This window comes from Kitasatospora sp. NPDC093558 (genome assembly GCF_040683475.1).
Taxonomy (GTDB): Bacteria; Actinomycetota; Actinomycetes; order Streptomycetales; family Streptomycetaceae; genus Kitasatospora.
Genome location: NZ_JBFBDY010000141.1, coordinates 1 through 14583 on the forward strand (window position 1 = coordinate 1; position 14583 = coordinate 14583).

General features: G+C 73.9%; 14 protein-coding genes. 7 read left to right on the forward strand and 7 right to left on the reverse strand.

Going from position 1 to position 14583, the window contains the following annotated elements; translation table 11 throughout:
- A partial coding sequence (locus AB0O00_RS16305) for a glycosyltransferase family 2 protein (RefSeq protein ID WP_363652247.1) occupies nucleotides 1-1866 on the reverse strand: 1866 nt, incomplete at its 3' end.
- 274 nt (nucleotides 1867-2140) lie between these two features.
- The gene (locus AB0O00_RS16310) at nucleotides 2141-2413 is read right to left on the reverse strand and encodes a WhiB family transcriptional regulator (RefSeq protein WP_030062195.1); all 273 of its coding nucleotides are present in this window, start codon (nucleotides 2411-2413) and stop codon (nucleotides 2141-2143) included.
- Nucleotides 2414-3160: 747 nt separating this feature from the next.
- Here AB0O00_RS16310 and AB0O00_RS16315 point away from each other — a divergent pair.
- The 3 genes from AB0O00_RS16315 to AB0O00_RS16325 are packed head-to-tail and all read left to right on the forward strand — an operon-like array spanning nucleotide 3161 to nucleotide 5990.
- Nucleotides 3161-3700, forward strand: coding sequence for a cysteine dioxygenase family protein (locus AB0O00_RS16315; protein WP_363652267.1), 540 nt, complete (start codon nucleotides 3161-3163; stop codon nucleotides 3698-3700).
- A 41-nt stretch (nucleotides 3701-3741) separates the two neighbouring features.
- Complete coding sequence (gene cofD, locus AB0O00_RS16320) at nucleotides 3742-4701, forward strand: 2-phospho-L-lactate transferase (protein WP_363652249.1); 960 nt, start codon at nucleotides 3742-3744, stop codon at nucleotides 4699-4701.
- Complete coding sequence (locus AB0O00_RS16325) at nucleotides 4698-5990, forward strand: coenzyme F420-0:L-glutamate ligase (RefSeq protein WP_363652251.1); 1293 nt, start codon at nucleotides 4698-4700, stop codon at nucleotides 5988-5990. Before cofD ends, AB0O00_RS16325 begins: the two co-directional genes overlap by 4 nt.
- A 9-nt stretch (nucleotides 5991-5999) precedes the next feature.
- Here AB0O00_RS16325 and AB0O00_RS16330 read toward each other — a convergent pair whose 3' ends face one another.
- Entirely contained in the window at nucleotides 6000-6392 is a 393-nt protein-coding gene (locus tag AB0O00_RS16330; protein WP_363652269.1) for a type II toxin-antitoxin system prevent-host-death family antitoxin, read from the reverse strand.
- A gap of 28 nt (nucleotides 6393-6420) precedes the next feature.
- Complete coding sequence (locus AB0O00_RS16335; RefSeq protein ID WP_363652253.1) at nucleotides 6421-7374, reverse strand: DNA-3-methyladenine glycosylase 2 family protein; 954 nt, start codon at nucleotides 7372-7374, stop codon at nucleotides 6421-6423.
- Between the two features lie 6 nt (nucleotides 7375-7380).
- Here AB0O00_RS16335 and AB0O00_RS16340 point away from each other — a divergent pair, with 6 nt between their 5' ends.
- The 4 genes from AB0O00_RS16340 to AB0O00_RS16355 all read left to right on the forward strand — a co-directional run bounded on the left by AB0O00_RS16340 (nucleotide 7381) and on the right by AB0O00_RS16355 (nucleotide 11767).
- Nucleotides 7381-7869, forward strand: a complete 489-nt coding sequence (locus AB0O00_RS16340; protein WP_363652255.1) for an SgcJ/EcaC family oxidoreductase — start codon at nucleotides 7381-7383, stop codon at nucleotides 7867-7869.
- 172 nt (nucleotides 7870-8041) lie between these two features.
- A complete protein-coding gene (locus AB0O00_RS16345; RefSeq protein WP_363652256.1) occupies nucleotides 8042-8833 on the forward strand; it encodes a TIGR03089 family protein in 792 nt (263 codons plus the stop codon).
- A gap of 36 nt (nucleotides 8834-8869) precedes the next feature.
- Complete coding sequence (locus AB0O00_RS16350) at nucleotides 8870-10084, forward strand: LCP family protein (RefSeq protein WP_363652258.1); 1215 nt, start codon at nucleotides 8870-8872, stop codon at nucleotides 10082-10084.
- Between the two features lie 150 nt (nucleotides 10085-10234).
- The gene (locus tag AB0O00_RS16355) at nucleotides 10235-11767 is read left to right on the forward strand and encodes an LCP family protein (protein WP_363652260.1); all 1533 of its coding nucleotides are present in this window, start codon (nucleotides 10235-10237) and stop codon (nucleotides 11765-11767) included.
- Between the two features lie 5 nt (nucleotides 11768-11772).
- Here the strand turns inward: AB0O00_RS16355 and AB0O00_RS16360 are convergent, their stop codons facing one another.
- From AB0O00_RS16360 to AB0O00_RS16370, 3 genes are all read right to left on the reverse strand, one after another.
- Entirely contained in the window at nucleotides 11773-12402 is a 630-nt protein-coding gene (locus AB0O00_RS16360; RefSeq protein WP_363652262.1) for an acyltransferase, read from the reverse strand.
- A 42-nt stretch (nucleotides 12403-12444) separates the two neighbouring features.
- The gene (locus AB0O00_RS16365) at nucleotides 12445-13485 is read right to left on the reverse strand and encodes a glycosyltransferase family 2 protein (protein ID WP_363652263.1); all 1041 of its coding nucleotides are present in this window, start codon (nucleotides 13483-13485) and stop codon (nucleotides 12445-12447) included.
- Between the two features lie 18 nt (nucleotides 13486-13503).
- A partial coding sequence (locus tag AB0O00_RS16370; RefSeq protein ID WP_363652265.1) for a hypothetical protein occupies nucleotides 13504-14583 on the reverse strand: 1080 nt, incomplete at its 5' end.

Sequence of the window (14583 nt, forward strand, 5' to 3'; positions counted from 1 at the left end):
GGTCATCCAGACCGGCCGCCAGCCCGGGCGGGCGCCCTTGGCGGCGCTCTCCTCGCGGATGCCGAGGCCGGCGGTGATCGCCGCGGCGCGGGCCAGCGGCGGCAGCAGGACGGCGAGGACGGCGGTGCCGAGGCGGCCCTGCGCGAGCGCGCCGGTCGCGGCGGGCAGCAGCGCGTAGGTGGCGCTGGCCCAGGCGCGGACCAGCTTGGAGTCCAGCAGCGGACGCGAGACCAGGTAGGCGCTGACCGCGGCGAGCGGCACCGTCAGGAAGAGCAGCAGGGTGATCGCGAGGTCGGCGTGGCCGAAGAACACCCAGGACAGGACGGAGAGCACGCCGAGGTACGGCGGGGCGGCGGCCGTGGAGCCGGTGCCGATCGGGTGCCAGGCGTCGGCGTACATCGACCAGAGGCCGCCGGCGCCGTCCGCGGCCGGCAGCAGGGCGCCGCCGAGCAGCATGCCGCTGCCGAACAGGCCGCGGCAGGCGACCAGGGCGAACACCAGCAGGCCCGCGAACAGGACGGGCGCCGGGCGCCGGGCGAGCTTCTTGATCAGCGCGAACTGCTCGACGACGAGGTCCTCGGCGTCGTCGTCGCCGCCCGCCTCGGCGGAGCCGTGCCGGCCGACGGAGTCGTCCGCGCCCCCTATCCCGAGCGAGCTGATGACGCCCTCGATGGCGAGCCGAGTGGTCGCGCCGGGCGCCGGGAACAGCGTGCGGTCGTCTAGGGCGTCGGCGGCCCTGGTCCGGGCCCGGCGCTTGCGCGCGGCCAACAGCCGTGGCAGCCGGACGAGTTCGTGGCCGAGCCCGGTGAGCTCGTCGAAGGCCTGGCGCGGGTCCTTGCCCAGCAGGTTGGTGACGGCCCGCACCAGGGTGCCGAGCACCAGGCGCAGCAGGACGTAGGGGAAGAGCGCGCCCTTGCAGTTGGCGAGCAGGGTGTAGACGGCGCCGGCCTTGTCCACCCGGTGCGGGTGGGAGGCGCCGCAGTCGATGGCGCGGCGCTCGCGGCTGGCGGCCTCGGCGTGCCGCAGCACGGCGTCGGGGGCGACCACCACGCGGTGGCCGGCGGCGTTGACGCGCCAGCAGAAGTCGGCGTCGTCGCGCATCAGCGGCAGCGCCTTGTCGAAGCCGCCGAGCTCCTCGAAGACGTCCCGGCGCACCAGCATGCCGGCGGAGGAGACGGCGAGCACCGGGCGGACCTGGTCGTGCTGGCCCTGGTCCTGCTCGCGGCGGTCGAGGCCGGTCCAGCGGCGGCCGGAGCGGGCGATCGTGACGCCGACCTCCAGCAGCTGGCGGCGGTCGTACCAGCTGCGCAGCTTGGGGCCGACGACGGCGGCGCTCGGGGTGGAGTCGGCGACCTGGAGCAGGCGGCGCAGCGCGTCGGTCTGCGGCTCGCAGTCGTCGTGCAGCAGCCAGAGCCACTCGACCGGCTGCGTCTCGCGCGGGCCGCCGCGGCCGAGGTCGTCCTCCTGGGCGAGCGGGTCGCCGAAGTCGTCCCAGCCGCCGGTGACCGGGTCGTAGCCGGAGGGGTCGAGCCGGTACGGGAGGTCCTCCGTACGCAGCGGCGGGCTGTTGAAGACGGCCTCGGCGACGGCGGTGCCGAAGCCCGCCCGGCGGCCGAGGATCAGCGGGCCGCTCTCGGGCAGCCAGTCGGCGAGGGTGTCGGCGAGCAGCTGCGGGGAGTTGTCGGTGGATCCGGTGTCGACCGCGAGCACGCGCTGGACCTGGCGGTCCTGGCCGAGCAGGCCGGCCAGGGCCTGCGGCAGCCAGCGGGCGCCGTCGTGCGAGACGATCACGGCGGTGACCAGGTGGCGCGGATAGGCGGGCGGCCTGGCAGCGGTGAAGCCGCTCTGGTGGCTGTAGACGGTCATCGAGTGCGCGGGCCCCAGTTCTCGGTGGACACAGCCGGTGAACGGCAACCGGATGGCGCACCACACTAACGGCTCCGGGTTGCGGCTCCGTCCACGGTGCCCGTGCGGGGACGGTGAAGGACGGGCCCCGGACCGTGCCCCGACACGCGAAAGCGCCCCACCACCGCGGTGAGGCGCCCGTACAGCTGTGTGGTTGTCCTCCGCTGCCGGAGGATCGGCGGGGGCTGCGGGCCGTGCCGCCGGGACCGCGCTTCCGGGCCGGACCGGCCCCGGGTCAGACCGCGCTCTTCTTGAGCCGGCGGCGCTCACGCTCGGAGAGGCCGCCCCAGATCCCGAAGCGCTCGTCGTTGGCGAGGGCGTACTCCAGGCACTCGGAGCGGACCTCGCAGGCGAGGCAGACCTTCTTGGCCTCGCGAGTGGAGCCGCCCTTCTCGGGGAAGAAGGACTCGGGGTCGGTCTGGGCGCACAACGCGCGCTCCTGCCAGCCGAGTTCCTCCTCGTCCTCCGCGATGCCGTCACCGATCAACAGCTCAAAGAGCTCGCTCATGTGGCGCGCCTCCTCTGCCCCTACTTGGCGTCCCCGTGGTTGCCGTTGCCTCGTGCGGCCGACGACACGAGTGAAATTACAGTTGCGTCACTCTGGCTCAGTCAAGCCGAGCTCTGGTATTGGAGCCAGGATTCACTCCCCGGCACCAAGCCGTTACGAATAGTGTACATATCTGGACACATCGGACTTTTCGCCCGGATGCCCCGGACAGTGTCGAACCATCCGCAACCATCCGCCGAGTGACGCTCGGTCACCATCACAGGCCGGTCATCGCCCTGCCTTCCCGGCGATCTTCCCATCGAAACATAGACGGTGATGAATCACCCCATCCGGTACTTCCAGACCGAACCCACCCGAATGCCGCATCTCCCGGTTTGACACCAGCCCCACGGATGCGGTCTCCTTTCCCCTATGTCAGAGTCCATGAGCCCCCGGAGCGGTTCCACGCTCCGCCGCGCCGTGAACTCTTGTTGTCGCCTCTGTTCCTGCTGTATCTAGGCGCACGCGTCCCACCGCGCGCCGCCCCCAGGAAACACAGAGGCCGCCCGCGATTCCCGCCCCAGGACATCCCGGATCCGGCTGATCCCTGACGAACCAGCCGCCGATCCGAGGACGACACCCGTGCGCACGACCCGCATCCGCAAGCGGAACCGCGACCGCAACAAGACCGCCCGCCGTGGACTCACCCCCGCCGTCCGTACCGGCGTCCGTACCGGCGGGTGGAGCGACGGCCTCTCCGACGTCTCCATCGCCGGGGACCCGCTCGCCTTCCCGCACCTCGCCCGCACCGACCTGCCGGCCCACCCCACCACCGTCGCCGGCTACGCCCGGCTGGTCCGCGAGATCGCCGCCGACCGCGCCCGCTGGGAGCCGCTCGTCCGCTACGACGCGCTCACCCGCTGGTACGCCCGGCTGGAGACCGGCCCCGGCTACGAGGTGTGGCTGCTCAGCTGGCTGCCGGGGCAGAGCAGCGGCTTCCACGACCACGGCGCCTCCTCCGGCGTCATGACCGTCGTCCAGGGCGAGCTCGTCGAGCGCTCCCTCACCCACGCCGGCGAGGGCGCCCGCGCCCTGCGCCCCGGCGGGCAGAGGGTCTTCTCCTCCGGCTACCTGCACGAGGTGGTCAACGGCGCGCTGGAGCCGGCCGTCTCCATCCACCTCTATAGCCCTGGCCTCACCGAGATGAACCAGTACGGCGGCGCGAACGCCGTCCCCGAGCAGCACGCCGAGCAGCACGCCGAACAGGGCGCGGCGCAGGGCCGGGCGGCGCAGGCCGGGACGCATTGACCGAGGGCTGACGGACAGTCGGGCCGTGGCAGGATGGGCGCATGCGCATCGTGGCACTGGCAGGCGGAATCGGCGGGGCGCGCTTCCTGCGCGGGCTCCTCGCGGCGGTCGGCCCGCAGGACGAGATCACCGTCATCGGCAACACCGGCGACGACATCCACCTCTACGGGCTGAAGGTCTGCCCCGACCTCGACACCGTGATGTACACGCTCGGCGGCGGCATCCACGAGGAACAGGGCTGGGGCCGCACCGACGAGACCTGGTCGATCAAGGCCGAGATGAAGGAGTACGGCGTCGGCCCCGAGTGGTTCGGGCTCGGCGACCGCGACTTCGCCACCCACCTCGTGCGCAGCCAGATGCTCACCGCCGGGTACAGCCTCAGCCAGGTCACCGAGGCGCTGTGCGTGCGCTGGAAGCCCGGCGTGCGGCTGCTGCCGATGAGCGACGACCGGGTCGAGACGCACGTTCGGATCACCGACGAGCAGGGCACCCGGGCGATCCACTTCCAGGAGTACTGGGTCCGGCTGCACGCGGCCGTCGACGCCGAGGCGATCATCCCGATCGGCGCCGACACCGCCAAGCCCGCGCCCGGCGTCCTGGAGGCGATCACCTCGGCGGACGTCATCCTCTTCCCGCCGTCCAACCCGGTCGTGTCGATCGGCACCATCCTCGCGGTGCCCGGCATCCGCGAGGCCGTCGCCGCCGCGCCCGCCCCCGTCGTCGGGCTCTCGCCCATCATCGGCGGGGCGCCGGTGCGGGGCATGGCCGACAAGGTGCTCGCCGCCGTCGGCGTCGAGGCCACGGCGGAGGCGGTCGCGCTCAACTACGGCTCGGGACTCATCGACGGGTGGCTGGTCGACACCGCGGACGAGGGCGCCGTGAGCACCGTCGAGGCCGCCGGGATCGCCTGCCGGGCCGTCCCGCTGCTGATGACCGACGTCGACGCCACTGCCGAGATGGCACGGGCCGCGCTGGCGCTCGCGGAGCAGGTCCGTTCGTGACCGTGGAAATCCTTCCGGTCGAGGGGCTCCCGGAGATCGAGGCCGGGGCCGACCTCGGCGCGCTGATCGCCAAGGCGGGGACGTACGAGGACGGCGACGTCCTGCTCGTCACGTCCAAGATCGTCAGCAAGGCCGAGGGCAGGCTCCTGCACGCCGCCGACCGCGAGGCCGCGATCGACGCCGAGACCGTCCGGGTCGTCGCCCGGCGCGGGCCCGCCCGGATCGTCGAGAACCGCAACGGCTTCGTCATGGCCGCCGCCGGCGTCGACGCCTCCAACACCGCTCCCGGCACCGTCCTCCTCCTGCCCGAGGACCCCGACGCCTCCGCCCGCGCCCTGCGCGCCGCGCTGCAGCGGCTCACCGGGCGGCGGCTCGCCGTCGTCGTCACCGACACCTTCGGCCGGCCCTGGCGCAACGGGCTCACCGACGTCGCCATCGGCGCCGCCGGGCTGTCCGTGCTGGACGACCACCGCGGGCGCGCCGACAGCCACGGCAACGAGCTCGTGCTGACCGTCACCGCCACCGCCGACGAACTCGCCGCCGCCGCCGACCTGGTGAAGGGCAAGGCCAGCGGCGTACCGGTCGCGATCGTGCGCGGCCTCGGACACCTCGTCACCGCCGAGGACGGCGAGGGCACCCGGCCGCTGGTGCGCCGCGCCACCGACGACATGTTCCGGCTCGGCACCTCCGAGGCCCTGCGGGCGGCCGTCACCCTGCGGCGCACCGTCCGGGCCTTCACCGACGAGCCCGTCGACCCGGGCGCCGTCCGCCGCGCCGTCGCCGCCGCCGTCACCGCGCCGGCCCCGCACCACACGACGCCGTGGCGGTTCGTCCTGCTGGAGTCCGCCGGCACCCGCACCCGGCTGCTCGACGCGATGCTCGACGCCTGGCGGCGCGACCTGCGCGAACTCGACGGCTGGGACGAGGCGAAGATCGCCCGCCGCACCGCGCGCGGCGACGTCCTGCGCAACGCGCCCTACCTCGTCGTGCCGTGCCTGGTCATGGACGGCTCGCACGACTACCCCGACGCGCGGCGCGCCGCCGCCGAACGGGAGATGTTCACCGTCGCCGCCGGCGCCGCCGTGCAGAACCTGCTGATCGCCCTCACCGGCGAGGGCTACGGCTCCGCGTGGGTCTCGTCCACCATGTTCTGCCGCGACACCGTCCGCGCCGCCCTCGACCTGCCGGAGGGGTGGGACCCGATGGGCGCCATCGCCATCGGCCGCCCGGCGGAGGCCCCGCGCGAACGGCCGGAACGCAGCGCGGACGCCTTCATCGCGGTGCGGTAGGAAGACGGGTCAGCGGCCGAACTCCTCCATATGCCGGTCGATATCGGCCAGGATCGACCCACCGCCGCCTTCTAACCTCGGCATGCTATCGATCTCGTCGCCCATCGGATCGGTCCGGAAGGGGTACTCCGGCTCGGTCGTCGCCAGTGTCGAGCCGGCGAACGGTTCGAGCAGGTCCGCCAGAACCTCGGCCAGGCTGACGGTGGGGTCGCCTCGGTGCTGCCCGGCCTCGCGGGCGGCGAGTTGGTCTATGGCGGCGTCAATCGCATCGAGGAGCTCGATCGGCACGACCGCTGCCACGCGCTCGCCGCTGCGGACGATCACGGTGCTCTGGCCTGCTTCCGCTCTGCTGAGTACCTCGGCGAGTTGAGCAGCGACTTCACTGACACTCAGCTCATCCATCACACACTCAGCGTAGTCCTGCTTTCGGTCAACGGCCGCGGTGGTCGTTGGGGGTCAGGCGGGGGCCGTAGCGGGGGGCGTGGGCTCCGGTGGACATGAGGAGGCGGCAGATGCGGTGGCGGTGGGGGCGGTAGGGCTCCAGGAGGGCGAGCATCTGGGCGTCGTCGCTGCGGGGGCGGCCGGCCAGGGCCCAGCCGACCAGGTTGGGCAGGTGGAAGTCGCCGACCGAGACCGCGTCCGCGTCGCCGTTGCTGCGCTGGAGCGTTTCGGCGGCCGTCCAGGTCCCGACGCCCGGCACCGCCGTCAGGCGGGCGAAGGCCTCGGCGTGGTCCATCGCGGACGCCTCCTCCAGGCGCGGCGCCAGCCGGACCGCCCGCACGACCGTCGCCGAGCGCTTCGGGTCCACGCCCGCGCGGTGCCACTCCCAGCTCGGCACCAGCGCCCACTCGCGGGCCGACGGCGCGACCCGCATGCCCTCGGCCGGGCCCGGTGCCGGGGTGCCGAAGTCCCGGAGCAGCGTCCGCCACGCGCGGTAGGCCTCGTCGGTCGTCACCTTCTGTTCGAGGATCGCCGGGACGAGGGACTCCAGCACCAGACCGGTCCGCGTGAGCCGCACTCCCGCCGTCCGGCGCTGGGCGTCCCGCAGCGGGCCGGGCGGCAGCACCAGGTCCTCCGGGTGGTCCTCCGCGCCCAGCAGCGCGGGCAGCCGGTCCAGCAGCCACCCGGCGCCCGGGCCCCACGCCCGCGCCTCCACCTCACCGGCACCCGGACGGGACAGCACCCGCAGCGTCCCGACCCCGGCCGGGGTCCGCGACGCCCGCCAGACCGCGCCGTCGCCGGTCGTCCGGTACGACGGGTCGGCCGGGCCGCGGCGCAGCGGGAGCAGCGTGCGGGCCGCGTCCAGCGGGAAGCCCGGCCGCCAGAGCCGCACCGACTCGCCGCCCGTCACCGCGTCGCCTCCTCCGCCGCCTTCGCCGACCATGGGGATATGAACGATACGCGGCTGCCGGACCTGTCCCCCGCGGACGAGAGCGCGGTGCGGGCGCTCTACGACCGGGCCCTCGGCGGGTGGAACCAGCGGGACGGCTCGGCCTTCGCCGGGCCGTTCGCCGCCGACGGCGAGGTGATCGGCTGGGACGGCACCCGGCACCGCGGGCGCTCGGCGATCGCCGCCGAACTCGGCCGGATCTTCGCGGACCACGCCACGCCCCGGTACGTGGCCGCCATACGGCGCGTCCGGGGGCTCGGGGCGGGGGTGGCCCAGCTGGACGCCGTCGCCGGGCTGGTGCCGGCGGGGACGGCGGACGTGGCGCCGGAGCTCAACTCGGTGCAGACGGTGATCGCGGTGAACGCGGGGGCGGGCTGGCGCATCGCGCTGCTGCAGAGCACGCCCGCGCGGTACGACCTCCGGCCGGACCTGGCGGCGGCTCTGACGGAGGAGCTGAGGGGGCTGGTGGGGAGCGGGCGGGCCTCATAGGGGATGCGCGGTGCGCCGGAGGTTAAAGGGCGCCCGTTGTCGGCCTCACTGGGCCGGGGGGAGGCGCATAAACCGGATGGTCGCCGCAAACCCGGAGGTTCGCCACGCAGTCCGCACCGAGCCCGGCGCCCCTCCCGGGGTCACACCCGAAGGCCGTAGGCTGGGGCGCACCATGACTGCGCCTTTCGCTGCCGATGCCCGCACCCCCGTCGAGCTGCTGCACGCATACCTGCGAGGTGGCACCCCTTCGGTCGATCCCGCGGCCCCGCTGGTCACCTTCTACGACGACGCCACCGGCGAACGGGTGGAGCTGTCCGCCCGGACGTTCGACAACTGGGTGGCCAAGACGGCCAACCTGCTCCAGGACGAGCTCAACGCCGGCCCCGGCGACCGCGCCGCCCTCCTCCTGCCCGCCCACTGGCAGAGCGCCGTCTGGCTGCTGGCCTGCTGGTCGGTCGGGGTGACGGCGGTGCCGGGCGGCGAGCCCGCCGCCGCCGACCTGGTGGTCAGCGGCCCGGACGGCCTGGAGTCCGCCCACGCCTGCGAGGGCGAGCGGGTCGCGCTGGCCCTGCGCCCGCTCGGCGGCCGCTTCCCGCAGCGCCCGGACGGCTTCCTCGACTACGCCGCCGAAGTGCCCGGCCAGGGCGACCGCTTCGCGCCGTACTCCCCCGTGACCCCGGACGCGCCCGCCCTGGAGACCGGCGTGGACGGGCTGCCGCTGAAGCTGACCGGCGAGCAGACCGTCGCCCTGGCCCGCGAGGGCGCCGTGCGGCTCGGGCTGAACCCCGGCGACCGGGTGATGTCCACGCTGTCGTACGACGACTGGACGGGCCTGGAGGCCGGCCTGCTGGCACCGCTCGCGGCCGGCGCCTCGGTGGTGCTGTGCCGCAACTCGCAGGGCCTGACGGCCGAGCAGTGGGAGAAGCGGGCCGAATCCGAACGGGTGACACTGCGCCTCGGGTAACCCCCGGCGCCGGCCCGGCGGGTAGGGATCCCTGCCATGGCCGAGGACGACGACACCGCACACACCCCGACCGGCACTCCCCCGAACGCACCCGGACGCCCCCGTCGGCGCCGGCGGTGGCTGATGATCACCGCCGGCGTCGTCGCGTTCCTGCTCGTCGCCACCGGCGTGCTGCTCTGGATCGCCTACCGCAAGCTCGACGGGAACATCCGGACGGACACGGCCACCGACAAGCTGCTCGCCCGGCTGGAGGCGGAGCGGCCGAGCCGGACCGCCGGGGCCAAGGGCGCCGAGAACATCCTGCTCATCGGCAGCGACGACCGCTCCGGCGCGAACGGCGCCTACGGCGGCGAGGCCGGCACCCAGCGCTCGGACACCACGATCCTGCTGCACCTGGCGGCGGACCGGAAGCACGCGACCGCGGTCTCCGTCCCGCGCGACGTCATGGTCGCCGTCCCCGCCTGCGAGAAGCCCGACGGCACCCGGAGCAAGCCCGCGCTCATGCAGTTCAACTGGGCGTTCGAACTCGGCGGTCCGGCCTGTTCGATCCGCACCGTCGAGCAGCTCAGCGGCATCCGGATCGACCACTACGTGATCCTCGACTTCAGCGGCTTCAAGACGATGGTGGACGCGATCGGCGGCGTCGAGGTGTGCGTCCCGCAGCCGATCCACGACAAGGACGCCAAGCTCGACCTGCCGGCCGGGCGGCAGACCCTCCAGGGCGAGCAGGCGCTCGGCTACGTCCGCGCCCGGGAGAGCCTCGGCGACGGCAGCGACACCCAGCGGATGGGCCGTCAGCAGCAGTTCCTGGCCGCGCTGATCCGCAAGGTGCAGTCGCAGGGCGTGCTGCTGAACCCGGCGAAGCTGTGGCCGGTGCTGGACGCGGCCACCTCCTCGGTCAAGGCGGACGGCGGCCTGTCCTCGCTCGGCGCGCTCTACGACCTCACCCAGGACCTGCGCGGCATCCCCTCGCCGGACGTGGTGTTCCTGACCGCGCCGCGCCGCCCGTACCGCTTCGACTCGGACCGCGACGAGTTCGTGCAGCCGCAGACCGACCAGCTGTTCGCCGCGCTGCGGGACGACCGGCGGATCACCGTCCGGCCGCCCGGCGTGGATCCCTCGCCGACGGCCGGGGCCTCCCCCGCGTCGGACGGGGCCGCCGGGGCCACCTCCTCCGCCTCGCCCTCGGCCGGAGCCTCGCCCACCTTCGAGGGGCGCACGGCCGACGTGGACGCCTGCGCGCAGCACTGATCCGCCCCTTCGGGCTTTACGTTCCTATTACCTTCATGTGACGGACATCATACCCGGAACAATTCCCCCGTTCGGCTCGTCTACTGTGTCCGGATCGGCCCATCGCCCAGGTGTGCCGCACCCCGTGACCCGCCGGACGTAGGGAAGCCCGTGCAGAAGGACAACCCGAAAACCGGTGAGTACAGCGGGCAGGGCCATCGGACGGCGCAGCGACGGGCGGCCGCGGCCAAGCGGACCCGGCGCCGGCTCCGGACGCTCAAGTGGACGGCCGGGGCGGGTGCGCTCGTCATGGCGGCCGGCTGCGGCGGGGCGTACTACCTCTACCAGCACTTCAACAGCAATCTGACCTCGGTCAAGGTCCAGCTGGGCGACGAGGCCGAGCGGCCCAAAGCGGCCGGGGACGCGCTCAACATCCTCGTGCTCGGCACCGACAGCCGCGAGGGCCTCGGGAGCGACTACGGCGACGCGGGCAGCTCCGGGCACGCCGACACCACGCTGCTGTTCCACGTCGCCAAGGACCGCTCCAACGCGACGGTGATCAGCATCCCGCGCGACCTGATGGTGCCGATCCCCGAGTGCCAGGCGCCGGACGGCAAGCGCATACCCGGCTCCGCGCGGGACATGTTCAACAACAGCCTGGGGCAGGAGGGGCGGGACCCGGGCTGTTCCTGGAAGACCGTCGAGAAGGTCACCGGGATCCGGGTCGACCACTTCGTCCAGGTCGACTTCGAGGCGGTGAAGACGCTTTCGACCGCTGTCGGCGGGGTCGAGGTGTGCGCCGCCAAGGACATCAACGACCCGAAGTCGCACCTGCGGATGAGCAAGGGCCGGCACGTCGTGCAGGGCGACGAGGCGCTCGCGTTCGTGCGCACCCGGCACGGGGTCGGGCTGGGCGGCGACCTCACCCGGATCCCGCTCCAGCAGCAGTTCATCAGCTCGATGATCCGCCAGATCAAGAGCGACGGGACCCTGACCAACCCCGCGAAGCTCTACAAGCTCGCGGACGCCGCCACCAAGGCGCTCACCGTCGACTCCGGCATCGGCAGCGTCGACAAGCTGAAGGACCTCGCGCTGGACATCGGCAAGGTGGACACCAAGAACATCACCTTCGCCACCGTGCCGGTGCTCGACGACCCGAAGGACGAGAACCGGCTGGTGCTCAAACAGCCGGACGCCGGACAGCTGTTCTCGATGATCGCGGGCGACCGCTCGCTGACCGAGACCACCCAGGACGCCACCGCCGCCACCGCGGCGCCGGAGACGACCGCCGCCGCACCGGGCACGCCCGCCGCTCCGGCGGTGGACCCGAAGGACGTCCAGGTGACCGTCCGCAACGGCAGCGGGGCGCCGGGCCAGTCCGGCGCGACCGTGGACAAGCTCCGGGCCAAGGGCTTCGCCAAGGCCGCGACGGGCCCCAACGCGCCTGCCGCGGCGACCAGTTCGATCTCCTACCCGGCCGGGCAGGAGGACGCGGCGGCCGCCCTGGCCGCCGCCCTCGGCCTGCCCGGCGACGCCGCCCGGCCGGACCCGAAGGCCGCCGCGAAGGGACCGCTGGTGCTCGTGCTCGGCAAGGACGCCGTTGCGGCGCCGGCCTCGCCCGCCGCGCCGTCCGCAGCGCCGACGGCGGCCCCGACGGACCTCCAGCGGGTGCAGGCGGACGACACCGACGTGTGCGCGAAGTAGCCGTCCTACGAGGACGGTTGGAAGCGGGTGAGGATTCCGTCCGCCTCCACGAAGCGATCGCCGGTGCGGGGGCAGTGCCAGTGCCCCTCGCCGGCGGGCCGGAGGGGCTCGCCGGTGCGGCCGACCCACTTGATGCGGCGGGCGGGGACGCCGGCGACCAGCGCGTGGTCCGGGACGTCGCGGTGGACCACGGCGCCCGCCGCGACCAGCGCCCAGCGGCCGACCGTCACCCCGGCGACCAGGACGGCCCGGCCGCCGATCGAGCAGCCCTGACGAAGCGTCACCCCTTCGGCCTGCCAGTCGGATTGACGCTTGAGACGGCCCTCGGGCTCGATCGCGCGCGGGTAGCGGTCGTTGGTGAGGACGACGGCCGGGCCGATGAACACCCCGTCCTCGATCACGGCCGGCTCGTACACCAGCGCGTGGTTCTGCACCTTGACCCGGTCGCCGATGCGGACGCCGGGGCCGATGTAGGCGCCGCGGCCGATGATGCAGTCGGCGCCGAGCACCGCGTGCTCGCGCACCTGGGCGAGGTCCCAGACCGTCGTCCCGGGGCCGATGGCGGCCCGCTCGTCCACGTCCGCGCTCGGCGCGATGCGCGTGCCGGACCCGGGCCCGCCCTCAACCGTCCCCATGGGGAACGACTTTAGCGTCGAGAGCGGGCCGGCGGCGGTCGGTCAGCGGGCGTCGGAGAGGACGTTCGCCGGGGCCGGGGCGGTGCTGCCGATGACCTTGCGGGCCAGCGAGCGCGGCGAGGTGAGGAAGCCGAAGCCCCAGCTGAGGTGCATGGTCGCGAGGGCCACCGGGAGCAGCGCCTTCGCCTTGGCGGACAGGCCGCGGCCCTCGATCACCGAGCCGCCGAGGATCCCGAGCAGGTACGCGCCGGGCGCGGCAAGGAAGACCGGGTGGACGGCCGCGCCGAGCACCAGGCCGAGCGTGACGCCGAGGAGGGCGGCCGGCGGGGCCAGGTAGCGCAGGTTGACCGAGCCGCGGTGGTAGCGGGTGACCACGCGCCGCCAACGGCCGTAGTCCTTGTACTGCTTGGCGAGGGCGCGCACCGAAGGCCGGGGCCGGTAGGTGACCTTGAGCTGCGGGGTGAACCAGATCAGCCCGCCGTCCTGGCGGATGCGGTAGTTGAGCTCCCAGTCCTGGGCGCGGATGAACTCCTCGTTGTAGCCGCCGAGCTTCTCCAGCACCTCGCGCCGGAACACGCCGAGGTAGACGGTGTCGGCCGGGCCGGCCAGGCCGCCGGTGTGGAAGGCGGCGTTGCCGACGCCGATCTTGGAGGTCATCGCGGCGGCGACCGCGTTCTCCCACTCGGTCTCGCCCTCGGCGTGCATGATGCCGCCGACGTTGGCCGCCTCCATCTCGTCCAGCAGCCGGACGGCGGTGGCGACGTAGCCGGGGGTCAGCAGGCCGTGGCCGTCCACGCGCACCACTATCGGGTGGCGCGAGCCGCGGATCGCCGCGTTGAGACCGGCCGGGGTGCGGCCGGTGGGGTTCTCCACGGTCCGGACCCTGGGGTCCTCGGCGGTGAGCTCGGCGGCGATCTCGGCGGTGCGGTCGGTGGAAGGACCGAGGGCGATCACCACCTCCATCGGGCCGGCGTAGTCCTGTTCCAGGATGTGCCGGACGGCCGTGCGCAGGTGTCGTTCCTCGTTGAGCACCGGCATGATCACGGAGACCGCCGGCAGCTCCTCAGCAGCCTTGGTGTTCATCGACGCCAACCGTACCGGTCAGACGAGGTAGTGGACGACCGTGAAGGCGGCGAAGCCGAGCAGCGCGATCCGGTTGAGGACGTGCTGCGGGCTGCCGAGCCGGTCCGGCAGCCTGGTGGACGGCCGCAGGTCGGGCCGGTGGGCGGCGGTGGCCACGGCCCTGGCCACTTCCCGGGGGTCGCAGCGGTCGCCGAAGTGGCCGGCCAGCCAGGCCGCCGGGCGGCTCGCCACGGTGACGTCCTCGCCGGAGCGCAGCTGGATCGTGAGCGCGTTGCGGTGCACGGCGGCGGCGTTGATCTCCTGCCACCGGTAGGTGCGGCTGCGCAGCGTCGTGGCGACCCGCAGGCCGTCCCGGTCGACGACCATCTGCCAGGACAGCGGGCGGGCGCAGAAGAGGATCCAGGCGCAGCCCGCCCACAGCGGGCGCACCAGGCCGCTCCACCAGCCGTCGGCGTCGAGGAGGACGACGAGCGCGGCGAGCAGGACGGCGGTGGCCGGGCCGGCGGCGGCGCGCAGGGCGAACGGCATCTCCCAGCGGCGGGCGGTCATCGGCTCGGCGTCCCGGCCGGGGTCGGGGGCGGCGGCGACCGTCTCCGCGGTCAGTGCGGAGACCGCCAGGTCCCGGTTCCGGTAGCGCTGCCTGCTCCGGCCGACGCGGGGGTCGCGCGGGTCGGGGGCCACGACGGCGGCGAGCCACTGCGGGTCGTGCTCCAGCAGGCCGGGGCGGACGAGGAGTTGCCGCTCGGGGCCGTCGGGGCCCTGGTAGAGCACGGCCTCGACGGTCCGTTCGGCGTGGGCGAGGCGGGCGGCGGCCTCGGCGGGCGGGAGGGGTGTCCCGGCGTCGGGGTCGTGCTCGTCCTCCTCTTCTTCCTCGTCGTCGTGGACGTCGAGCGCGTAGTCGGGGTAGAGGAAGTCGCCGTCCATGTCCGGGGTCTGCGCGTGCTGCGACACCCAGCCGGGGCCGACGCCGTCCGGGGCGCCGTGCCGGGCCCAGCGGTAGCGGTCGTCCTCGACCAGCCGCCACAGCGCGGGGCCGCCCGGCGGGCCGTCCAGCGGCTCCACGAGCAGGTCGCCCATGCTGTCGGCCCGGACCCGGAC